Genomic DNA, 20,063 nt, shown 5'->3' on the forward strand with positions numbered 1-20,063 from the left:
TCCCGCGCGCAGGGGCCTGTCATCCCGGCGCGGCGCGAGGCCGGCGCGGTGGAGGAGCGTGGTCCGCTCGCGCGCGTCACATGCAAGTCCGTGTCCCGCGCGATATCCCGCGTCCTTACATGGAGATACGCCTTCTCGTCCGCGACGCTGCTGGGTCAAATCAGGCCGTGCGTCGGCCGATCACGAGTCCGCCCGGAGCGCCCGGATCTGCCGGACGACGCCGGGGACGGAGAACGCGGAGCCGCACACGCCGTAGTCCGGGCCGGCGCCGCAGAAGCTCATCCCGCCCTCGCTCGGTGCAGGGGCCGTCGTCGTCGTCCCCCACGATGCCACGCCGGCAAGGATCAGCAGCACGGCGAGGGCGGGGGCGGCGATCCGTCTCCACCGCGGGCCGGACGAGGCGCGTGCTTCGTTCGATGCGCGGATGCGGCGGACAGCGCGGGCGCCCAGCCAGAGCGCGGAGGCCACGCCCGCCCACTGCAGCGCGAACGCGGCCAGGCACTGCAGGGCGGATGCGTTGTAGCACGGCTGGATGCGTGCCGCCTCGGCCTCGCTGATCCCCAGGCCGTGGATGGCGGCGGCGACCTGCGGATCGCGCGCGAGCTCGGCGACGTACGCGTGGTTGCGCGCCGCGGCGATGCCGTGCACCGCGTTGCCGTGTCCGCGCCGTTCCAGCAGGTGCGCCATGGCGCAGCGGTTCCCGTCCGCGTCGATGAACACGGGCCGCGGCGCGCCCCGTCCCCCGTGGCGGGGAAAGGCGCCCGCGCGGGCGTAGCGGGCCAGCGTGCGCAGGGTCTCCGCGCGGCGGGCGGGGTCCGCGCCCGCCGGGGCCGGCGCGCGCCGCATCTCCGCCCGCACGAGCGCGAAGTGCAGCCGGAGCCGGTGTCGTTCGATGATGGTCGTCAGGATGCGCATCGGCGCGAGAGGTGGATCGGCGGGACAGATGTGCGCCGGGTGAGTCGCGGAGCACGGCAACGGAACGATCCGCCGCCGTGGCCTTCTGACGCTGAATCCAGATGAAGACCTTGATTCCTGAGGGAGCGCACGCGCAGATCTCGCCCGATCACCGACGTATGCGCGCGACCGAAGGATCTCCTACGCAGGGCGGGGACTCGGCCAGTCCGCGGAGTCCTTGCACGGCGGGCGAGATCCTTCGGTCGGCGCCAAGGGTCCAGCACGGGCAGGGATCACGCGGCGCCTCCCTCAGGAAACAACTCTCGGCGGGCGACAAAACAGCGACGACGCCGACGGCTGCTCGTCAGTCGCCGCCGGGGACGGTGCACGACTCCAGGGGCTGGCTCGCGGTGACCTCGTCGCCCACGAAGCGCGCCAGGCGGCCCGTGGAGCCGGGGCCCGTGCCGCGCGTCCACCACTCGTAGCCGTCGCCCGTGTACCGCGCGCCGCTGGCGGACGTGGCCACGCGCATCTCCCGCGTGGCGCCGGCGTAGCGCACGAAGGCAATGCTGTCCGCGGGATACGACGCCGCGAGGTCGCGCCCGCTCTCGCAGCGGTAGGTGATCCACGCGCCATCCGCCACCGCCGCGGGCCCCGGCGCCGCCGCGGACGCGCATCCCGCGACGAGCATCGCCACGCCGGCTCCGGCCATCCACCGCGCTCCCGCGCCGCGCATCCGCATTCGGGTCTCCTCCGTTCCGGCGTTCATCGCGAATCCGTTCATCTCGATCCCACGTGCGCCGCGAGCACGTCGCGGGCCGTCGTCCAGCGCAGCTCCGGGTAGCGGCCGTTGTCCAGCGGGTGCAGCTCGCCCCGGCCGCTGAACATGTCGTGCATGTACTGCATCCCCTGCCACGGCGGATATACCTCGCCCGGCTGGGGGGCGACGGTGCGGGCGATGCGGATCAGCACGCGCAGCAGGCCCAGGCGCCCCGCGCGCAGCAGGCGATACCGCTGGCCCGAGACGTCCGTCATCAGCGCCGCCAGGTCGTTGGCGCTCAGCGTGTCACCGGCGATGCGCAGGATGCGCGGCGTGGACGGGTCCAGCGCGGCCGCGGCGGTGAACGCGGCCGTGTCGTCCTTGGTGGTGAAGTCCATCCGCTGATCGGCGTTCTGCCAGACCAGCACGCGCCGCCGCTTGAAGAGGATGAACGGCGCCACCCCCGTCAGCATGTCCATGAACGCGCCGCACAGGATGGACGTGGCCGCGATGGGCGCGCCGTCCAGCCGTTGCTTGAACTCGCGCCGCAGGTCCAGGTTGCGGTTGGAGCCCGGCGGCAGCTTGGTGAAGTCGATGGCGAAGTCCGAGGGGATGAAGCGCGGCACGCCGGCGCCCACGGCCGCCTCCAGCAGCCGCGTCTGCGCGTCCACGATCACCTCGCGCAGCCCGCTGAGCGCGGAGACCACGCACGCCGCGCCCGCGCACGCCCGGCGCAGGGCCGCCGCGTCACCGTAGTCCGCCGTCGCGACCTCCGCGCCGAATCCGCGCAGCCGCGCCACGGTGTCCGGCGCCGCGCCCGGCCGCGCCAGCGCGCGCACCGTGGCCCCGCGCGCGAGCAGCGCCCGGGCGATGCGCCCGCCCAGATCGCCCGTGGCGCCGGCCAGCACGACCGTCTTGTCCGTCATCCACCTATCCCGTTCGAGATCGCGTTCGGCACGGCGCGCGGGGCGGTCCGTGCATCCCGTCCAAGCTTTGTCCGGGGTGCTCCCCCCCAGTGCACGGCCCGCGCCGCGGGCGAGCCGGGGCGGCGACGTGTGATTTTCGGCGGGCTGGTGCGAATCACGGGAGGTCGCGTGCAGGTTGACAGCCCCCTGAATCAGCAAGGAGACGCGTGTCGGATTCCGCAACGCAGGACCGGTTCGTGGTCCTCGTGGACGAGCACAGAAAGATCCTCTACAAGGTCGCCAGCGCCTACTGCCGCGAGCCGGCGGACCGCGCGGACCTGGAGCAGGAGATCGTGGCGCAGCTGTGGAGGTCGTTTTCGCGCTACGACGCGCGCTACCGCTTTTCCACGTGGATGTACCGCATCGCGCTGAACGTGGCCATCTCGTACGTGCGCGGCGAGTCGCGCCGCCGGCGTACGCTGGTGCCGGCGGAAGAGTCCATCCTGCAGGTGGCCGCGGACGATGCCGGGCACGAGCCCGACGAGCGCCTGCCGATGCTGCGCGCCTTCATCCAGCAGCTGGGCGAGCTGGACCGCGCGCTCATCATCCTGTACCTGGACGACCACCGCTACGACGCCATCGCCGAGATCGTCGGCATCTCCGAGAGCAACGTGGGCACCCGCATCAGCCGCATCAAGCAGCGGCTGCGGCGCGAGCTCACCCAACCTGCCTGACCTGAAAGGATCGAAATGGACCTGGACGAGATGAAGCAGAGCTGGCAGGCCCGCGACCGGGCCCTGGACGCGCGCCTGCGCCTGAACGCGCGCCTGCTGCGCGCCGCCACGCTGGACCGCGCGGAGACGGCGCTGCGGCGGCTGTCGCGGCGGATGGCCGTGGAGCTGGCGCTGTCCCTGGCCGCCGTGCTCTGGCTGGGCGCGTTCGCCGCGCGCCACGGGGGCGACATCCGCTTCCTGGCGCCGGCCGTGGTGCTGGGGCTGTGCGGCGCGGGCTTTTGCGCGGCGGCCATCCACCAGCTGGTGGCCATCCGGACGATCGACTACGGCGGGCCCGTGCTGGCCATCCAGGCGCGGCTGGAGCGGCTGCGGGTCCAGCGGCTGCGCGCGGACCTGGCCGCGCTGGTGCTGGGGCCGCTGCTGTGGGTGGCCGTGCTGGTGGTGGCGGTGAAGGGGCTGCTTGGCGCGGACGTGTACGCCATGGTGCCCGGCCGCTGGCTGGTGGCCAACGTGCTGTTCGGGGTCGCGGTGCTGGTCGCGGCGGTGTGGGCCGCGCGCCGCTACGCCGGCCGGGCGGGGCACTCGCCCACGCTGCGGCGCGTGATGCGCGACCTGGCCGGCCACAACCTCACGCAGGCAATGGACGTGGTGCGGGAGCTTCGCGAGTTCGAGCAGGAGGACGCGGCCGCCTGAGCCTTTACGCGGAGGGGCTCGCACGCCAGCAGCCTCCCTGCGGCCGAAACTGCATTCTCACACGGGGCCTGCGGCCAACGGAGTCAACGGTTGCTTCGGTTACCTCCGTTGGCCGCGGGGCCCGTGTGCAACGCAGTTCAACCTCCCCCAGGGGTTTTTGGGGAAGGTGGGCGAGCTCCGCGAGCCCGGAGGGGGCGCCCGCGCGGTGCCCGCGATACGCCGGGGACCAACCCAAAATCTCCGCGCGCGCGGAGATTGGCCGAAGAACGCGTTTGACCGCGCCGGATTCGCGCGCCTATACTGGCAGGGCTTGCCCGCCGAAGTCCCCCCTCCCGTCTCCGCCCGAGGATCTCCCCATGGCATCACCGCCCACGGTTCCGCTCACCGTCGACGCAACGCAGGCCGGCCTCTCGGCGAACACCCCCGTCTCCATGTACGTCGTGGGGCTGGTGTCCGCGGCCACGGACACGTACTACCGGCTCGACTCCACCGGCACGCCCCAGGTCATGAGCGAGGCCGACAGCACCAACGCCGCGGGCACCTTTCCCGGCTCGGGCGCGCTGCCGGCCGGCGCGGCAACGGCCCTGGCCGCCAACTACCCGCTCGCGTGGGCCGACTACGGCATCCCCGTCTCGCTGACGGAGACCACCGTCATCGACCTGTCCAGCATCAACACCACCAACTGTCCGGGGCTGGGCACGGGGACGGCGGCGTTCAGCGGGCGCGTGTACGTCGCCATCGGCGCGGCGCCCCTGCCGTTCACGCCGCAGGACAACGGGTACACGGCGCCCGTGCCGTCCGGCGGCCCGGGCGCGCTCAGCCTGTTCGACTGGATCGAGTTCTCGTACGACAGCGAGGGCAACTTCAACGGCAACACCACGCAGGTGGACCAGTTCGGCTTCGAGCTGCACCTGGATGGCACGCCGGGCGGCACCCTGCAGGGCGTGCTGAACCAGTCGCGCTCCGACATCATGGACGCGTTCGGCAACGCGTTGGCGAGCCCGTTTGGCCAGGGCGTGCTGCAGGTGGCCGTGCCCGCCGGCGCCGGGGCCGCGTATCCGTCGGGGACGAACGTCCTGCGCGTGATCTCGCCCAAGACCATCACGGCCCCCGCCGCGTACACGGGCCCGCTGGACACGTACTTCGACGACGTGATCGCGCAGTGGTACACGACGTGGCAAACGACGCCCATCGTCACCAACGACCAGGCGACGGGCTACTACTCGGGGATGGTGGTGGACGGCGTGCTCACCTTCAAGCAGGGCAACTACGCCACGGCGGATGCGTGGAATGCGGCCCCGGCGTCGGTGGAGACCTTCGCGGTCGCGCCGGGCGGCGTGATCCCCACGGCGGACGTGTGGCAGTGCGCCAACTCGCTCGCAACCGGGAACACGGAGCAAAAGAACGTGCAGAAGATGCTGGCCGCCGCGTTCAACCGCGGCGTGATGGGCAACCTGCTGGACGACACCACGTGCGGGGGCAGCGCATCGTCGTTCTACCCGTCCGGGGGCACGTTCAACGTGTGGTCGCAGATGTTCCACGGCTTTAGCCAGAACGGCCTGGCGTACGGGTTTCCGTACGACGACGTCTGCAACCAGAACCCGTCCATCTCGCTGGCCGGCACGCAGTCCGTCACCATCACCCTGGGCCCCTTTGGCACAGCGGCAACATGACAGGTCGTTATGCTGGCGCGCCGGCGCGGACGCGCGGGACGGCTCTACGGCAGGATCGCACACGGGGCCTGCGGCCAACGGGGGAAACGGTAACGGCTCGAAAGAAAGAACCGTTGACTCCGTTGGCCGCAGGCCCCGTGTGAGAATGCTGTTTCAACCTGTCAGGAGGCCTGTTGATTTCAGGCGTCCATCACGAAGACTTGGAGACGCGAGGCATCTCCTGAAGGTGCAATGACGGCGGCGGACGGCAGATCGCGCATCGCGCCCGGTGGGAAATTCCTGCCGGGCGTGTCGTATCTGCCGCATGGAAGTGTATCAGCACGCCGCGTGGTCCATCGCGGCAAGTTGCATCAGCGAAAGGAGATACGCGCATCGGTGCGGGTGCGGCGCGCGCGGGCACCGGCCGTGCCTCGTACAGGGGCCGAGAGCCGGACCCTTCTTCCCTGGATCAGATCAGAACGACCGATGGACGCGACGACCGCCACCCCGCGCGACACGCTGAGCACGCCCGCCCGCACTCCCTCCGCCGCGGACACGGCATCGCTCGCCGCGGCCATCCAGGGGCTGGGCGGCATGCAGCGGCTGGTGGTGAGCCTGTACTACATGGAAGGGCTGCGGCTGCCCGAGATCGCGCTGGTGCTGGAGCTGGGCGAGCTGGAGGTGGCGCACCTGTACGGCCAGGCCCTCGCGGCGCTGGGCCTGGCGCGCCCCGCCCAGCGCCACGCGGCCTGAGCGCACGCGGATCGCACGTCCCGCCGCCGTCCGGGTGAACGACGGCGACGCCTCGACAGGGCAGGGACGCGTGGCACCGCGAAATCCGCACGCGGCCGCGGACGGGATCGACCCCGCGCCTACGTACGCCCGCGCCCGGGGCGTCCCCGGGCGGCGGGCGCCGCGCCGCCGTCCGCGGCGACGAAGATGCCCTTGTCGCGCAGACGCTTGACGAGCGCCGTGCGCGCCGCGGAGTTCCCGTCCAGCCGCAGCAGCGTGGGCGTGAGCTGCGACACGTGCGCGCCGCCCATGGACCGCACCCGCGCCGCCGTCTCGGCGTCCGGGCAGTCGATGAGCACGGCGGGGGTGATGCGCAGCGTGCGGACGGCCTTCATCCAGTCGCGCACCTGCCGCGCGACGTTGTCCGGCACCCCGCCGCGCGCCACGGACTCCAGCGTCCCCAGCACCTGCTCGGCCGTCATTCCCTGTTCCGCCACGCGCAGCACCGACGCGCGCGTCAGGCGGAACAGCGAGCCCACCCCCGCGCCCGTGCGCTCGGCGATGCGCCCCACCTCCGCCTCGGCGCGGGGCGCGGGGGCCAGGAACACGATCTCGAAGTCGGGCTGGATCACCACCTCGCCGCCCCCCGGCTCCGCCGGGAGCGCGAAGTCGTCCCGCTCGCCCAGCAGGTACCGCCCGGTCTCCGTCAGCCCGAAGGCCAGCGACCCGTCCTCCAGCCGCCCCAGCCGCGCGCCCCCGAACGACACCAGGCGAACGAGAAGAAAGGTGCCCAGGATCGACGCCCACGTGTTCTCCCATCCCTCGGACGTCCGGGGCATGGAGTGGTCGCGCCGCAGCGTGGCGCCGGCCGCGAGCATGGGGTTGCGCGTCCGCGACTCGTGCGACGTAAAGGCGGCCAGGGAGACCAGGGCGCCGTCCGGGACGGAGAGGAACGCCCGCGACAGCGGCTCCCGCAGGTCCAGCCCCTTCTCGGGAAGGGAGAACGGCAGCGCCAGGCCAAAGAACGTGATCTTGCCGCTGTCCGAGTACCACGCGCCCGGCACCCGCTGGGGAGAGCCGCGCATGGCGTCCAGCAGGTGCTTGAGACGCTCTCCCTCGCTCCCCGCCAGCCACCGCTGGCCCGCGTCCGTCAGGACGAACTCCTGCCGCCGGGCCGTGCTGCGCAGCTGGATGAGCCGCAGGCTGGACAGCAGCCCCACCGCCGTGCCGATGCGGTCGGCCACGAGCGGCGCGTCTTCGTCCTCCTCCAGCATCTCGTCGTCCCCGGGCCTGACGAGCACGCTCTCCGCCCAGGGCGGCAGGTGTGCCAGCCGCTCGCCGATGCCGCGGGTGGAGCGCGCGTAGAGGGCCTGGTCGCTGGCGCGGACGGGGATGGGCTCCGTGGCGGCCTCCACGGCCACCGCCGTCATGTCGCCCAGGCGAAACGGGGCCTCGAAGGTTTCCACGGCCCGCACGGGCGCGGGCGGCGGCGGGGGCGGGCCCATCCGCAGCGCCACGGACGGCAGCAGGCCCACCCACGCCTCGATCCCCGCCTTGCGCAGGGCGGGAAAGAGGAACAGGTACCGCGCGCCCGCCGCCAGCGCCTGGGCCCGGTGCCGCGCATCCACGTCCGCGAGCACCTCGTCCACCTGGCGCAGGGGGATGCCGCCCGGGTGCTTCGTGAGGGCCGTGACGAGCCGCTGCAGGGCGGAAAGGACCCACGGGTCCGCCAGCAGCAGGAGCTCGTTGGACGGGCGGCGGGGCGTTTCCCACCCGCGCGCCGCGTCGGCGTCGCGCAGGTCCAGCAGCGCCTGGATCCACCCCGCGGACGACACGCGCTCCTCCAGCTCGCCCGCGTGGCTCCCCCAGCCGAACGATTGCCCGTGGCCGTTGAGCAGGTTCACCTGCTCGTGGGTAAAGTGCTCGCGCACGTACGTCTGCGCCGCCCCGTCCTTGAGGTCGAACACGGGCACGCGGTCCATGGCCCGCAGCACGCGCAGCAGCGGCTTGGCATCCGCCGGCACCTTGTACTGCCTGCCCTTGGGCCCGGGCGGCTCCAGCAGCCCGGCCCCCACCAGCTCGTCCCCGATGCGGGCGGGGAGCGGCCCGGCGCCCGGGGTGGGCTTGAGAGTGAGCCACCCGGCCCGCGCCGCCGCCGACACGCCCTCCCACCGCGGCAGCCACTCCAGCGCCCCCGTCCAGTTCTCCGGCGGCACCCTCACGCGGCCACCTCCTCCAGCTCCCCGGCGTCGGCGATGCGGTAGGCGTAGCCCTGCTCGCAGAGGAAGAGCTGGCGCTTGAGCGCGTACTCCTGCTCCTCGGTGTCGGCGCTGACGAGCGTGTAGAAGTGGGCCTGGTTGGCGCCGGGCTTGGGGCGCAGCACGCGGCCCAGCCGCTGCGCCTCTTCCTGCCGCGAGCCAAAGGTGCCGGAGACCTGGATGGCCACGGACGCGTCCGGCAGGTCCACGGCAAAGTTGGCCACCTTGCTCACGGCCAGCACGGGGATGCGCCCCTCGCGAAAGTCGCGGTACAGCACGTCGCGCTTCTTTTGCGGCGTGGAGCCCTTGAGCAGCGGCACATCCAGCGCGGCGGCCAGCGCGTCCAGCTGCTCCACGTACATCCCGATCACGAGCGCCGGCTCGTCGGGGTGAAGGTCCAGGATGCGGCGGACGACGTGCAGCTTGTCGGGGTTCTCCGAGGCCAGGCGAAACTTTTGCCGCGGCTCGGCCACGGCGTACGGCATCCGCAGGTCCTCGGGCAGGGGCACGCGCACCTCCGTGCACGCCGCCTTGGCGATCCACCCCTGTCCCTCCAGCTCCTTCCAGGGCACGTCGGCCTTCTTGGGGCCAATGAGGGCGAACACGTCGTCCTCGCGCCCGTCCTCGCGCACCAGCGTGGCCGTGAGGCCCAGCCGCCGCCGCGCCTGCAGCCCCGCCGTCACCTGGAAGACGGGCGCGGGCAGCAGGTGCACCTCGTCGTAGACGATGAGCCCCCAGTCGCGCCGGTCAAAGAGCTCCAGGTGGCGAAACGGCCCGTCCTTCTCGTCCCGGTGCGTGAGCACCTGGTAGGTGGCGATGGTCACGGGGCGCACCTCCTTGCACTCGCCCGTGTACTCGCCCACCTGGTCGTCGTGCAGGGTCGTCTTGTCCAGCAGCTCCTGCTTCCACTGCCGAACGGCCGTCACGCTCGTCGTCAGCACGAGCGTGCTGCTCCCCGCGCGGGCCATGCACTCCATCCCCACCACCGTCTTGCCCGCGCCGCAGGGCAGCACCACCACGCCGGACCCGCCCCGCTCGCTGCCGCCCGCGTGAAAGGCGCCCGCCGCGTCGGACTGGTACGCGCGCAGGGCGAACGGCTGTCCCCCGCGCGTCTCGCCGCGCAGGGCGATGGGCAGGGGCTCGCCGGCCGTGTAGCCGGCCAGGTCCTCCGCGGGCCACCCCGCCTTGACCAGCGCCTGCTTGAGGCGGCCGCGCTCGCCCGTCTCCACGCGGAACGCCGTGGGCCCAGCCGCGCGCCCAGGTGCGCGGCCACCTTCTGGATGCGCGACACCTCCTCCATCACGGCCGGCTCGTCGCAGGCGAGGACGAGGCCGTCCGCGTCCCGTTCAATGCGCAGCCGCCCAAAGCGCGACGCGGCGTCGCGGATGGAGCGCTCCACGTTGGCGGGCACGGCGTACTTGGCGTACTCGCGCAGGGCGCCCGTGATCTCGTCCGGGTCCGCGCCGGCGGCGCAGGCGTTCCAGATGGAGAGCGGGGTGATGCGGTAGGTGTGGATGTGCTCGGGCGACTTGACCAGCTCGGCAAAGCGCGCCAGCCGGTCGCGCGCCTCGGCAAAGCGCGGGCTGGCCACCTCCGCCAGCACGCTCTGGTCGCCCTGCACGATGAGCGGATTTTCGGGGCGGTACGTCGTCATCCGTCCTGCGTGGAGCTGTCGGAAAGGGGCTGCCGTCGCGGATGGCGGAAAGTGTAGCAGGTCGCGGCGCCGGAAGGAAGTGCGCAGTGTGGCCGGGCGGGCGATGCGCGTCGCGCGGAGGTCGGGTTCGCCCGGGCCGGTCCGGCCAGTGTACGCCGTTGACAGGCACGGCCGATCGCGTATCATCCCCGTGCCCAACCGTCTGCCGGGTCCCGTGCCAACCGCGTACCGATGTCGTCGAGCCGAAAGATGCGCCGCCGCAAGGAGGCGTCGTTGCAGGTGCTGGAGATCGTTCACGGGCCCCTCCCCAAGGAGGTGCACACACGCCCCTCCGCGGAGCTGCGCGCCGCGCTGCCCCGGCTGAACGAGATGATCCACGACCATCCGCGCGCGGCCGTGCACGAGCTGCGTGAATGGATTGCCCGTGAGCCCAATCCCATGCTCTTCAACTGGCTGGGGATGGCGTACGGGATGCTGGGCGAGGTGGAGGCCCTGCGCGAGACGGTCCGCGAGAACTACGCGCGCAATCCACGCTACCTGTTCGCCCGGGTGAACCAGGCGCAGATGTGCGTGCGGGACGGCGACCTTGCGGGCGCGCGCGAGGCGCTCGGCGCCTCGTTCGACATCCGCGCCCTGCTCGGCGGCAGGCGGCGGGTGCATGTCTCCGAGTTCGCCGCGTACTTCTACGTGGTGGGCTTGTACCACCTCGAGACGGGGGACATGGAAGCCGCCGAAGGCGTGTACGACCTGCTGGCCGAAGGTGCTCCCGACGAAACGGGTACCGACGAGCTCCGCCGCCTGCTGTATCCGCGGCTGCGCGACCTGTTCTTCCGGCGCTGATCCGGGCTTCCAGTCCCGCGCCGCAAACGCGCCATCCTGAGGAGCCGCCGCGCGGTCCTGATTCGTGCGTGGTCCATGGCGGCGATGAAGGATCTTGCCCGCGAAGCTCTGCCGCAGCCCTGGTCCACGGAAGCCGTCTCCGAGTTTCGCACACAAGACCCTTCGGTCGCGCCAGAGTTCTGCGCGCGTTCACGCTACGCGCGGCGCTCCCTCAGGATGACGCTGCTGTCGTGAGACGCTGTCACATCACCCGGCCCATCCCCAAGCGTCATCCTGAGTCATTCGGCGCTACGCGTACCCCGCGGGATGAAAGTCGCCCATGTCCAACCTCCCCCAGGGTTTTTTGGGGGAGGTGGGCGAGCTCCGCGAGCCCGGAGGGGCGCTCGCGGGGCCTGCCACACGCTCGGGCGCAGGAAATCAGACTGGCATCCTGCTGCGGATTTCGGGGACCACGCGCGACGACCGCCGCGGAATGCTCCGCGGCGGTCGTGGACGGTGGATGAGGATCTTGCGTGGCAGCGGGCGCTACGGGCACTCCGGCAGGCTGAGCAGGTTGTTGGGCTCGCTGTCGTCCGCCTCCGTCGTGAGGTACTTGTTTCCGTGCGGGCCGACCGCGACGTAGATGTTCGTCACGCGGCCGTCCTGGTTCACGTAGAACGACCATCGGCCGCTCTCGATGCCGTCGATGGCTTCCTGCAGCGTGATCTTCCACGGCGTCCCACCGTTCGTCCCCCTGGTGCCGCCGATGTGGGTGATTCGCTCGTACGGATTGTGGCGATCGTCCTTGTTGATGCACGTCACCCGGTGCGACATGGTGCCTCTCCTCCAGTGAGAATCATCCTCCCGAGACCTTCCTCCCCCGATTGGAGGGACAGGTGCGGGCGCGATTCTCATCCGCCCCGGGAGCCACGCACCCCCGCTCCACGCGCCGGCCCGTCCCAATCACGGACGGGCCGGCGTTCGTGTCCCGGGTGATCGACGCGGATGGAGGCGCGCGGCGGCGGATCAGTCGGCCGGGGGCGCGAGCTCGCGCAGCTCCGTCTCCACGCAGCCGATGAGCCGGGCAATGCGGAGAAAGTCGTCCGGGCACGCGGCCGCGCCCAGCAGGTCCAGGAGCAGCGCCCGGGCCTCGCGCAGGAGCGTGGCGCGGTCGGCTGCCTGCTGAAGGACGCGGATGCGTTCGGCCACGTCCGGCGCCGCGCCCGAATGCGCATCGGACGGCGCGGGAACCAGGGCGCGGGTGAAGTCGGGGGCGGCGACGGCAAAGTGGGCGGGCAGCATGGCGGGCACGGAGCGGGAGGGGAGGACGTGGATCTCCTTCCCAGTATCGGCCGGGACGTGCCCCGGGCTTTACCGCCGCCGCGCGGGACGGATGGATCTGGACGGACGATCCGGCTCCTGCTCTCTTTGGACGATGGCCCGGATGGAGGGCCGGCGGACCCCCTGCGGAGAGGAGATGCGGATGACGGACAGCGAGTTCGAAACGCTGCGCGCGCGCGTGGAGCGGCTGGAGCGGGAGCGGGACAGTTGGAAGCGGCACACGTGGCGGGCCGGCGCCCTCTGCGCGCTCCTCGCCGCGGTGGTGCTGGGGGCGGCGCGCCCGGCGGCCCGGCCGGAGCCGTCCGGGGCGATGCCGGCGGATTCCGTGCTCCGCGTCCGCGGGCTGGTGGTGGTGGACGCGCAGGGCGTGGAGCGCGTGATCATCGGCGCGCCCGTGCCCGATCCGCGCATCTACGGCCGCCGCTCCACCCGCCTGGGCACCGCCTCCGGGATCGTGCTGCTGGACGCGGACGGCAACGAGCGCTCCGGCTACCTCACGAGCGACGAGGTGGGCGAGGTGTTCCTCACCCTGGACGCCGCCGCCCGCCAGCAGGCGCTCTTCCTGGCGAACGCCACGGGCGGGGCGCAGATCTCCGTCTGGGACGCCGCCGGGAGCCACGCGCAGATGGGCGCCGTGGGCCGGCCCTGGCTCACGCTGCGCGGCGGCGGACGCGTCGTCGCGTCGCTCCCCGACACCACGGGAGGCGGCCGATGATGCGCCACGCCGCGGCCGCCGTCCTCGCGGCGGCGGGGCTGGCCTTCGCCGTCCGCGCGGCGCCGGCGAGCGACCCGGAGGAGGGCACCGTCCTGCGCGGCCACGTGGGCGTGGTCGCGTCCGTGGCGTTCGCGGGGGAGCGCGTCGCCAGCGGCGGGGTGGATGGCACGGCGCGGCTGTGGGATGCCGCCACCGGCCGCGCGCTGCGCGTGCTGACGCCCGGGGGCGAGGTGAACGTCGTCGCGCTCTCCGCGGACGGGACGCGGCTGGCGGCGGGGCACGGCCGTAGCGTCACCGTCTGGCGCGTGTCGGACGGACGGCGCGAGTGGACGCGGGAGCTGGGCGGATACCCCGCCGCGCTGGCGTTCGCGCCGGACGGCGGCGAGCTGGCGGCCCTCTCCGGCGAGGGTGTGCTGCTGCGGCTGGACCCGGCCGGCGGCGCCGTGCGCGACACGCTGCGGGCGGGGTACGGCGGCGCGGTGGCGTACTCGCGCGACGGGCGGCTGCTCGCGGTGGGCGGCGCGCGCATCCGGGTGTGGACGCGCGCGGCGCTCCCCGCGGACACGGGCCGTGTGCTCGCCGGGCACGAGGACGTGGTCTACGGGCTGAGCTTTTCGCCCGATGCGGGCGTGCTGGCATCGGCCAGCCTGGACCGCACCACGCGGCTGTGGGACGTGGCGTCGGGAACCGTGCGCGACACGCTGACGACCGCGCATCCGTCGCGGCTGATGGTTGGCGGGCGGATGCGCGAGATCCCGCAGCAGCTCCCCGTGACGGCCGCCGCGTTCTCGCCGGACGGACGCACGCTGGCCACCGCGGGCGCGGACCGCGCGCTGCACCTGTGGGACGCGGCGACGGGTGCGCGGCGCGAGTCGCGTGAGGGCCACACGCGCGCCGTGACGGGCCTGGCCTGGGGGCCCGGCGGGCGCCTGGCCACCAGCAGCGCGGACGGCACGGTGCGCCTCTGGTCCGTCGCGCCCTGACGAGGCTGCTGCCAAACCTGCTTTTCAACGGAGCCCAGGAAGCGTCATCCTGAGTCATCCGGCGCTGCGCGCACCCTGCGGGATGAAAGCCACCGCAGTCCAACCTCCCCCAGGGGGTTTTGGGGGAGGTGGGCGAGCTCCGCGAGTCCGGAGGGGGCGCTCGCGCGGGACACGCTACTCCGCACGAGCCCAGCCGCGGCTTTCTATTCAGGGAGCGCCGCGCACAACGTGAACGCATGCAGTACTTTGGCGCGACCAAAGGATCTTGTGTGCGAAACTCGGAGACGGGGTCCGTGCACGAGGGCCGCCGCAGCGTTTTGCGGGCAAGATCCTTCGGTCGCCGCCAACGATCGCGTTCGGACAGGACCACGCGGTGGCTCCTCAGAGGCCGTTGCCAAGCCTGGCTTCAGAGGCCCCCCAGCGAGCGTCATCCTGAGGAGCCGCCGCGTATAACCTGATTCGCGCGGGCTTCATGGCGGCGACGAAGGATCTTGCCCGCAAAGCGACAAGTCGGCTCCGTGCACCAGAGCCGGCTTGTCGCTTCGCACACAAGATCCTTCGGTCGCGCCAAAGTCCTGTGCGCTTTCGTTTTACGCGCGGCGCTCCCTCAGGATGACGTTTCCCTGGCTCCGTTGAAAAGGCCGGTTTGGCAACACCCCCTCTCAGGAAGACAACTACTTTTTCCGCACCCGCCCTGACGCGCGGAGGCCGCATACGCCTCCGCCCGTCATCGGAAAAACAGCGCGCCGGCTCGTCCAGAACCACGGACGGGCCGGCGCGCTCGTATCTCTGCTTCCGCATACCGGCGGCACTTCACCTCCGGGCGAGGGCCGGCGGCGGGAATGCGGCTCAGGCGTCCGCTCTCAGCAGCCAGCCGGGAAGGCCGCTGTACGACGTGTTTGGGTCCTGGTGCGCCTGGTGCTCGATGATGAGGTTCTCCAGCGATTCGTTGCCGTCGCCGGTGTTGCCGGTAAAGTCGATGGGGATCACGCCCAGCGCCACGCCCCAGTTGCCGTTCTGCCGGTAGTTCCTGAGGTAGTTCTGGAGCCGCACGTTCATGCCCGCCGCGTTCCCGCCCGGCCCGGAGTCACCGGCATAGCTCGCGAAGTTCAGGGTGATGAAGCCGGCCCGGGCATTGGCCTGCGCGGCGTCGATGTGGCGTTCCACCTCGCCTCCCTTGGGGGTGCCATGCAGCGTCCACCCATTCTGCGTCCTGAAATGCAGGTTCGTGGAATCTCCATCGGTGTTGAAGCCGTTCCAGGCCAGGCCGCCGCCATCGTTGCCGTCGGGCCAGCTTCGGTTGGGCACCGGGTTGCCGCGGTGGATGCCGCTTCCCCATCCCGTCTGGGCGGCGGGATCGTACGCGCGGATCAGCACGATGCGCCCGCGGCAATCGTCGATGAGCGGGATGGACGACTTCATGTACCAGTACTTTGCCCAGTACGGGCGGGTCAGCTCCAGGAACTTCTCCCGGAACTGGTCGCCGCAGCCGTCCTGGTTCTGTTCGCAGCCGTACTCCATCTGGACGTTCATCAGGATGAACTCCGTGGGATTCTCGGCCAGGAACGCAATGCACTGCGCCTGCACCTCTTCGAACAGGATGTTCTGCCGCGACGTAAGGAAGGGATCGGTTCCGTGGTAGACCGGAAAGTAGATCCCCTGCGTCCGGCCACTGTCCGCACCCGTCTCGTACTTGCACCGGATGTCCAGGAACCGGATTCCCCGGTTGAGCTGCTGGGTGATGGAGAACCACTGGCACTGGGATGCGCTCCCTCCGAACCGGGCGCACGACTCGTGGGTGCCGGGGATGCTGATCTCCGCGATGCTCGTACCGTCTTCGATCGCGGACATCCAGTTGGTGGACCACGTTTTCTGCACGCTCATCGTGTTTGGGCCTTGACCGGGGTGGGACTGCGTGTGGCGGGGGAATCAACTGCGAGGACGCCGGACCTTTGCCGAAAGGGTCGTCTCTCGGCATCGGCCCGCGCTTCTACTTTCGGCAGATGACGTGCATGGCCGAGGGCGCGGCCAGGTACTCGTCCCAGAAGCCCGAGCCGCGCTTTCCATCCGGGTCGGGCGGGACCAGGAAGGGCTCGATGCGGCACTCGCTGAATCCCGCCGCGCGGAACGCCTCCTCGTACGTGTCCCACGACCACCAGAAGAAGTCGAACTCCACGACAGTGGCGCCCAGGTACAGCGTGCCCCGGAGGTTCGCGCCCTCCCGCAGCGTCTCGTCCAGCAGCCGGTAGCTCCATCCGTACTTCCGGTGATCCACGACGGGCCGCGGCGGCTGCAGCGGGTTGGCGATGCTCGCCACGAACGTCTGCCCCGGCTGCAGGTTGTCGTACACCGTCCGCGCCATCCGCAGCAGCTGCTCGCGGCTCTCGGCGTAGTGCAGCAGGTACGCGGCCGCCACGCGGTCAAACGTGCCGATGCCTCCCAGCGTGGCCGCGTCCGCCACGCGGTACTCGATGCCCAGGGGCTCCGCGTCCTCGCGCTGCTGCGCCAGGGCGATCATCTGCGACGAGATGTCGACGCCCACCACGCGATCCGCGCCCCACTGCTTGAACAGGCGCGTGCCCATCCCGTCGCCGCAGGCCAGGTCCAGCACGGAGCAGCCCTCCAGGTCGCCCAGCCGCTGGTGGAGCGAGTACCACTCGGCCGCGCGGAGCGGCACGGTCGCGGAGATCCGCTGATATTCGAGGGCGATGGTGTCGTACTGTGTCACGCGTCGGTCTCTTCGGGGGATGCGATTCCGGAGGGCAGGATGCGGATGAATTCACATCCGGCGCCAGAATTTAGCGAAGAGCGCGCGGGGCCGGAACCGCAGAGGGCAGGGCGGGGGAGGCCGGCGCGAACGTGCACGGTCGCGTGTCATCCGGCGCGCCGGCGCCGGGTGAATTGCGTCTACTCTCCGTTCTCGTCCTCGTCGTCCAGGTAGCGGCAAAAGATGTCGTTGAGAATGTCCGGGAACGACCACCCGATGTTGCGGGTGTCGTCCAGGATCGCTTCGGCGCGGGGACGGAACCCGTCTTTCAGGCCGTGCTTCACGATCCACTGCAGCGCGTTGCCGTACATGCTTTCCATGCTGCGGTAGAACGCCTCGCTCATGTCCCCGTAGGCGTTGGTGAACTGGACCCCCAGCTCCACGTACGCCAGCATGAGGTCCGCCGGTCCCTCCGCCGAAGCCGCCACCTTGCGGTAGTCCATCACCGCCTTGCGGGCGACCGCCAGGCGCGCCCTGCCGTAGCCGCGCGCGGGAAAGAACTCGTTCTTGATGACTTGGCGATAGCGGGCCCGCACCGTCTCGTCGTCTGCGGGGCGCACCACGTTCTGCAGGTAGGCCTGCACGTCCTTGAACGACTCGCCCAGGTGCAGGAGGTGATTGACGAGCTGCTCCCGCGAGAGCCCCTGCAGGTGCTTCTTGAGCTCGCGCCTGCCGATGGGTTTGGCCATTCGATGGATCGGATCGGGATGGAGGTGGATCGGGGAAGGTTCATCCCCGATGGGTGGACAACCAGCCGAAGAGGGCGCGCAGCCGCTGGCCCGGGTTGAACTTGAACGCGAATCGGTCGCCCCGGCGCTCCAGGTAGAAGCCGCCGAACCCGGGCAGCGTGAGCCCGTGCCGGCTCTCGAACGTGGCGTACATCTCGTCTCGGGGATCAGAACGGCAGGTCGTCGTCTTGGTACATCGTCTTCAGCGCGCGGCTCAAGGCAGATTCTTGCTCCCAGGCGGCATCCGCATCATCCTGGTCGATGCCGTATGGAGCACCCGCGGGGGTGTATCCGGCCACGAACCAAAGGCCGTCCTCGCAACCATCCGGGTCCGCGCGTTCCTGCCTGCGCTGTTTGCGACGGGCCGCCCGCGCCTGCTCGTTGCGGCGGGCCTGGTCCAGCCGGGACTCGGCGATCTCGATGCCGAGCATCCGCAGTTCCACGATCGCGCATACCTCCGAAACGCCGAACCACGTGCAGTAACCGCGGATCAGGTTGCTGCCCGAGTACGCCGAAATCCACTGCGCTGCGATATTCAGCCGCTTGCCGCGGTTCAGCCTCTTTCGTCGCGGAGCGTGCATCTCAGATCGCGCCCCACACGGCGGCGAGGACGAGGTTCTTGCGCGCCATCCGCACGTCGAAAAGCTCGGGATCGTACTTGCCTGCCCAAAGGCGGCAGGGCCCATGCTCCGGGTGATTCGCGTCCCGCAGCGCCTCCAGCATCTCGGCGTATCCCCAGGGGCCGCCGCAGTCCTCGGGGGGCCCGGCGCGCTCTCCTTCCAGCAGCACGGGCAGGTCCGGACCATCGGCGGGGATCGCGATGTAGCCGCCCGATACGTGGACCTCGTGCACCCAGTTGTCGCCGAAGTCGTACGTGTACGTGAGCCGCCCGCCCTTGGTCAGCCCAAGGTCGGCCAGCCGGACCGTCGTCGAGTCTTCGCCCAGCGCTTCCTCGTGCGGCGGTCCAAAGCGGCGCTCCCCCATCTTGAAGTCGTACAGGTGGTAGTCCTGCCACTCGAACAGCATCTGGATGACGCGGTGCAGCTGATCGAGCGTGTACGCATCCGGCACGCGGACGTGGCGCCAGATGGGCGGCTCGATCTTCGCGAGCGTGATGCGCATGTGCAGCAGCCGCGGCTTGGGCTTGCGGCCGCGGCGGGCCGGCGGGCGGGGAGGGGTTTCGGATGACATGGGCACAAAAGTACACGGCGGGCGCGCCCTCCGCACGCCCGCCGTGTTCAGTCCCGCGTGCATCGATGAAAACGCAGTCCGCGCCGCATCCCCGCTGCGATCCAGTAGACGTGTTCCAGCTACGCCCTGGATGCCGTGGTGCCGGCGAGCTGTCCGGATCCGGTATCAGAGGTCAGCGGGATCGGTGATCCGGAGATGGAACTGAAAGCCCTCGTACGCATCGAGCAACCGCACCAACTCGTCGAAGCTCACGAACTGACCATCGACAGCAACGCCCCCGTAGGCAATCCGACCCTTCAGGTCATCGTGAGCAAGCTCCAGGTCGTCGCCTTCTCCGTGCAGGTATCGCGTCGACAACTCGCGCCGAATGGTTTGCCGCAGCTTTCCAGGGCGAGGAACGGGTCCGTCTCGGACATCGCCGCGAACTCGTACCGCCCTTCCAGGTCCACGGCCTCGACGGCACGCAGGAACCGCTGATCGTCGCTCCGAACGAAATCGATGATGAACTCGCGTCTTGTCCCACGGCAGTCCACGTAGGACTCGCGCAACGGGAAGTGATCCGCTGCCTGCGTGTTTTCCTGTCGAATCATCGTGGGATGAGTAGAGGTTTTCTCCAGGGCCGCCGCGTCAATCAGCCGTCGAGTGGACGCGCGAGCAGGTCTTGGAGGCGCGCGAAGAAGTCGCCCACGTCGATGCCGTCCACCAGCGCGTGGTGCACCTCCACGCAGACGGGCACGTACCACGCGCCGCCCTCCGCGTAGCGCCTGCCGAACGTGATCTTGGGGACGGAGTCCTCCCGCCGCATGGCGTTCGTGAACGAGGTAAAGCGGATCCAGGGGAGCACGGTCGCGTGGAGCGTGGCGTCGTCGTGCTCGCGGTCGTCGGCCAGCGTGGTGCCCGTCCGGGCGCGCTCCAGTTCGCGTTCGCCCTCCGCCGCGAACTGCGCGAACGACGGCTCGTGCGCGAAGTACGCGAACCCGAACGTGCGGTCCGGCCGCGCCACCGTGCAGCCGATCCCGATGGCGTCGTGGCACCAGATGCCATCCTCCCGCAGCCGCAGCCGGAACGCCTCGATCCCGCTGGCCGCGTGCATGGCCGCGAACAGCATCGCCAGCGTGAACGACGCGCCGTCCGCGCCGCGCGACGCTTCGTAGCACGCGGACACGTCCACCGCGGCCGTGATGCTGAAGTGCGGCTTGTCGTACTCCTGAAAGAGAAGGAAGTGCTCCCGCCGCTT

Annotated in this window: 23 protein-coding genes and 1 pseudogene; 8 read left to right on the plus strand and 16 right to left on the minus strand. The window is 70.9% G+C overall.

The genetic code is table 11. From position 1 onward, the window contains the following. Positions 1-180: 180 nt before the first annotated feature. The 3 genes from VFZ20_RS14205 to VFZ20_RS14215 all read right to left on the minus strand — a co-directional run bounded on the left by VFZ20_RS14205 (position 181) and on the right by VFZ20_RS14215 (position 2,580). Positions 181-915, minus strand: a complete 735-nt coding sequence (locus VFZ20_RS14205) for a hypothetical protein (protein ID WP_329684558.1) — start codon at positions 913-915, stop codon at positions 181-183. A gap of 343 nt (positions 916-1,258) precedes the next feature. Next, positions 1,259-1,663, minus strand: coding sequence for an MliC family protein (locus VFZ20_RS14210; protein ID WP_329684559.1), 405 nt, complete (start codon positions 1,661-1,663; stop codon positions 1,259-1,261). 11 nt (positions 1,664-1,674) lie between these two features. Continuing rightward, positions 1,675-2,580, minus strand: coding sequence for an NmrA family NAD(P)-binding protein (locus VFZ20_RS14215; protein WP_329684560.1), 906 nt, complete (start codon positions 2,578-2,580; stop codon positions 1,675-1,677). A gap of 206 nt (positions 2,581-2,786) precedes the next feature. Between VFZ20_RS14215 and VFZ20_RS14220 the strand changes: the two genes are divergently transcribed. From VFZ20_RS14220 to VFZ20_RS14235, 4 genes are all read left to right on the plus strand, one after another. Continuing rightward, on the plus strand, positions 2,787-3,293 hold the full coding sequence (locus tag VFZ20_RS14220) for a sigma-70 family RNA polymerase sigma factor (RefSeq protein WP_329684561.1): 507 nt from the start codon (positions 2,787-2,789) through the stop codon (positions 3,291-3,293). A 15-nt stretch (positions 3,294-3,308) separates the two neighbouring features. Beyond that, on the plus strand, positions 3,309-3,986 hold the full coding sequence (locus VFZ20_RS14225) for a hypothetical protein (protein ID WP_329684562.1): 678 nt from the start codon (positions 3,309-3,311) through the stop codon (positions 3,984-3,986). A 356-nt stretch (positions 3,987-4,342) separates the two neighbouring features. Then, positions 4,343-5,659 carry a beta-1,3-glucanase family protein gene (locus VFZ20_RS14230; protein ID WP_329684563.1) on the plus strand — a complete coding sequence of 439 codons (1,317 nt, stop codon included), beginning with the start codon at positions 4,343-4,345 and terminating at the stop codon, positions 5,657-5,659. Positions 5,660-6,124: 465 nt separating this feature from the next. Then, positions 6,125-6,391, plus strand: coding sequence for a hypothetical protein (locus VFZ20_RS14235; protein ID WP_329684564.1), 267 nt, complete (start codon positions 6,125-6,127; stop codon positions 6,389-6,391). Positions 6,392-6,510: 119 nt separating this feature from the next. Here VFZ20_RS14235 and VFZ20_RS14240 read toward each other — a convergent pair whose 3' ends face one another. Together VFZ20_RS14240 and VFZ20_RS14245 are read right to left on the minus strand one after the other, a co-directional pair. Further along, positions 6,511-8,592 carry a helicase-associated domain-containing protein gene (locus tag VFZ20_RS14240; RefSeq protein WP_329684565.1) on the minus strand — a complete coding sequence of 694 codons (2,082 nt, stop codon included), beginning with the start codon at positions 8,590-8,592 and terminating at the stop codon, positions 6,511-6,513. Beyond that, a pseudogene (locus VFZ20_RS14245) lies at positions 8,589-10,282 on the minus strand (DNA repair helicase XPB). The gene VFZ20_RS14240 and the pseudogene VFZ20_RS14245 overlap by 4 nt, the downstream one beginning before the upstream one ends. 249 nt (positions 10,283-10,531) lie before the next feature. Here VFZ20_RS14245 and VFZ20_RS14255 point away from each other — a divergent pair. After that, the gene (locus tag VFZ20_RS14255; protein ID WP_329684567.1) at positions 10,532-11,122 is read left to right on the plus strand and encodes a hypothetical protein; all 591 of its coding nucleotides are present in this window, start codon (positions 10,532-10,534) and stop codon (positions 11,120-11,122) included. Positions 11,123-11,197: 75 nt separating this feature from the next. After that, complete coding sequence (locus VFZ20_RS14260) at positions 11,198-11,356, plus strand: hypothetical protein (protein ID WP_329684568.1); 159 nt, start codon at positions 11,198-11,200, stop codon at positions 11,354-11,356. Between the two features lie 291 nt (positions 11,357-11,647). On the opposite strand, the gene VFZ20_RS14265 is transcribed toward VFZ20_RS14260, so the two are convergent. Beyond that, the gene (locus tag VFZ20_RS14265) at positions 11,648-11,935 is read right to left on the minus strand and encodes a DUF3892 domain-containing protein (RefSeq protein WP_329684569.1); all 288 of its coding nucleotides are present in this window, start codon (positions 11,933-11,935) and stop codon (positions 11,648-11,650) included. 192 nt (positions 11,936-12,127) lie between these two features. Further along, positions 12,128-12,412 (minus strand): hypothetical protein, encoded by a 285-nt coding sequence (locus VFZ20_RS14270; protein ID WP_329684570.1) that lies wholly within the window; start codon positions 12,410-12,412, stop codon positions 12,128-12,130. Between the two features lie 172 nt (positions 12,413-12,584). On the opposite strand from VFZ20_RS14270, the gene VFZ20_RS14275 reads away from it, so the two are divergent. Continuing rightward, positions 12,585-13,157 (plus strand): hypothetical protein, encoded by a 573-nt coding sequence (locus VFZ20_RS14275; RefSeq protein ID WP_329684571.1) that lies wholly within the window; start codon positions 12,585-12,587, stop codon positions 13,155-13,157. After that, positions 13,154-14,140, plus strand: coding sequence for a WD40 repeat domain-containing protein (locus VFZ20_RS14280; protein ID WP_329684572.1), 987 nt, complete (start codon positions 13,154-13,156; stop codon positions 14,138-14,140). The genes VFZ20_RS14275 and VFZ20_RS14280 overlap by 4 nt, the downstream gene beginning before the upstream one ends. 849 nt (positions 14,141-14,989) lie before the next feature. Here the strand turns inward: VFZ20_RS14280 and VFZ20_RS14285 are convergent. The 9 genes from VFZ20_RS14285 to VFZ20_RS14320 all read right to left on the minus strand — a co-directional run. Continuing rightward, on the minus strand, positions 14,990-16,024 hold the full coding sequence (locus VFZ20_RS14285; RefSeq protein ID WP_329684573.1) for a phosphatidylinositol-specific phospholipase C domain-containing protein: 1,035 nt from the start codon (positions 16,022-16,024) through the stop codon (positions 14,990-14,992). Between the two features lie 106 nt (positions 16,025-16,130). Next, positions 16,131-16,868 (minus strand): class I SAM-dependent methyltransferase, encoded by a 738-nt coding sequence (locus tag VFZ20_RS14290; RefSeq protein WP_329684574.1) that lies wholly within the window; start codon positions 16,866-16,868, stop codon positions 16,131-16,133. Positions 16,869-17,047: 179 nt separating this feature from the next. After that, positions 17,048-17,596 carry a DUF6155 family protein gene (locus VFZ20_RS14295; protein WP_329684575.1) on the minus strand — a complete coding sequence of 183 codons (549 nt, stop codon included), beginning with the start codon at positions 17,594-17,596 and terminating at the stop codon, positions 17,048-17,050. Positions 17,597-17,636: 40 nt separating this feature from the next. Beyond that, the gene (locus VFZ20_RS14300; RefSeq protein WP_329684576.1) at positions 17,637-17,789 is read right to left on the minus strand and encodes a hypothetical protein; all 153 of its coding nucleotides are present in this window, start codon (positions 17,787-17,789) and stop codon (positions 17,637-17,639) included. Between the two features lie 13 nt (positions 17,790-17,802). Beyond that, positions 17,803-18,216, minus strand: coding sequence for a hypothetical protein (locus tag VFZ20_RS14305; RefSeq protein ID WP_329684577.1), 414 nt, complete (start codon positions 18,214-18,216; stop codon positions 17,803-17,805). Position 18,217: 1 nt separating this feature from the next. Continuing rightward, entirely contained in the window at positions 18,218-18,826 is a 609-nt protein-coding gene (locus VFZ20_RS14310) for a plasmid pRiA4b ORF-3 family protein (protein WP_329684578.1), read from the minus strand. Between the two features lie 165 nt (positions 18,827-18,991). Next, positions 18,992-19,183 (minus strand): DUF7713 domain-containing protein, encoded by a 192-nt coding sequence (locus VFZ20_RS33040; protein WP_422655651.1) that lies wholly within the window; start codon positions 19,181-19,183, stop codon positions 18,992-18,994. Beyond that, positions 19,123-19,416, minus strand: a complete 294-nt coding sequence (locus VFZ20_RS14315) for a DUF7686 domain-containing protein (RefSeq protein ID WP_329684579.1) — start codon at positions 19,414-19,416, stop codon at positions 19,123-19,125. The genes VFZ20_RS33040 and VFZ20_RS14315 overlap by 61 nt, the downstream gene beginning before the upstream one ends. A 41-nt stretch (positions 19,417-19,457) precedes the next feature. After that, positions 19,458-20,063, minus strand: a 606-nt coding sequence (locus VFZ20_RS14320) for a CatA-like O-acetyltransferase (RefSeq protein ID WP_329684580.1), incomplete at its 5' end; no start/stop codon positions are given.

The organism is Longimicrobium sp. (genome assembly GCF_036280135.1).
Taxonomy (GTDB): domain Bacteria; phylum Gemmatimonadota; class Gemmatimonadetes; order Longimicrobiales; family Longimicrobiaceae; genus Longimicrobium.

Excerpts from the sequence above, each read along its gene's own strand:
- VFZ20_RS14205 (WP_329684558.1), bottom strand. The coding sequence starts at position 915 with ATGCGCATCCTGACGACCATCATCGAACGACACCGGCTCCGGCTGCAC.
- VFZ20_RS14285 (WP_329684573.1), bottom strand. The coding sequence starts at position 16,024 with ATGAGCGTGCAGAAAACGTGGTCCACCAACTGGATGTCCGCGATCGAA.
- VFZ20_RS14280 (WP_329684572.1), top strand. The coding sequence starts at position 13,154 with ATGATGCGCCACGCCGCGGCCGCCGTCCTCGCGGCGGCGGGGCTGGCC.
- VFZ20_RS14310 (WP_329684578.1), bottom strand. The coding sequence starts at position 18,826 with ATGTCATCCGAAACCCCTCCCCGCCCGCCGGCCCGCCGCGGCCGCAAG.
- VFZ20_RS14265 (WP_329684569.1), bottom strand. The coding sequence starts at position 11,935 with ATGTCGCACCGGGTGACGTGCATCAACAAGGACGATCGCCACAATCCG.
- VFZ20_RS14295 (WP_329684575.1), bottom strand. The coding sequence starts at position 17,596 with ATGGCCAAACCCATCGGCAGGCGCGAGCTCAAGAAGCACCTGCAGGGG.
- VFZ20_RS14225 (WP_329684562.1), top strand. The coding sequence starts at position 3,309 with ATGGACCTGGACGAGATGAAGCAGAGCTGGCAGGCCCGCGACCGGGCC.
- VFZ20_RS14300 (WP_329684576.1), bottom strand. The coding sequence starts at position 17,789 with ATGTACGCCACGTTCGAGAGCCGGCACGGGCTCACGCTGCCCGGGTTC.
- VFZ20_RS14275 (WP_329684571.1), top strand. The coding sequence starts at position 12,585 with ATGACGGACAGCGAGTTCGAAACGCTGCGCGCGCGCGTGGAGCGGCTG.
- VFZ20_RS14230 (WP_329684563.1), top strand. The coding sequence starts at position 4,343 with ATGGCATCACCGCCCACGGTTCCGCTCACCGTCGACGCAACGCAGGCC.
- VFZ20_RS14260 (WP_329684568.1), top strand. The coding sequence starts at position 11,198 with ATGGCGGCGATGAAGGATCTTGCCCGCGAAGCTCTGCCGCAGCCCTGG.
- VFZ20_RS14210 (WP_329684559.1), bottom strand. The coding sequence starts at position 1,663 with ATGAACGCCGGAACGGAGGAGACCCGAATGCGGATGCGCGGCGCGGGA.
- VFZ20_RS14315 (WP_329684579.1), bottom strand. The coding sequence starts at position 19,416 with ATGATTCGACAGGAAAACACGCAGGCAGCGGATCACTTCCCGTTGCGC.
- VFZ20_RS14215 (WP_329684560.1), bottom strand. The coding sequence starts at position 2,580 with ATGACGGACAAGACGGTCGTGCTGGCCGGCGCCACGGGCGATCTGGGC.
- VFZ20_RS14235 (WP_329684564.1), top strand. The coding sequence starts at position 6,125 with ATGGACGCGACGACCGCCACCCCGCGCGACACGCTGAGCACGCCCGCC.
- VFZ20_RS14255 (WP_329684567.1), top strand. The coding sequence starts at position 10,532 with ATGCGCCGCCGCAAGGAGGCGTCGTTGCAGGTGCTGGAGATCGTTCAC.
- VFZ20_RS14305 (WP_329684577.1), bottom strand. The coding sequence starts at position 18,216 with ATGCACGCTCCGCGACGAAAGAGGCTGAACCGCGGCAAGCGGCTGAAT.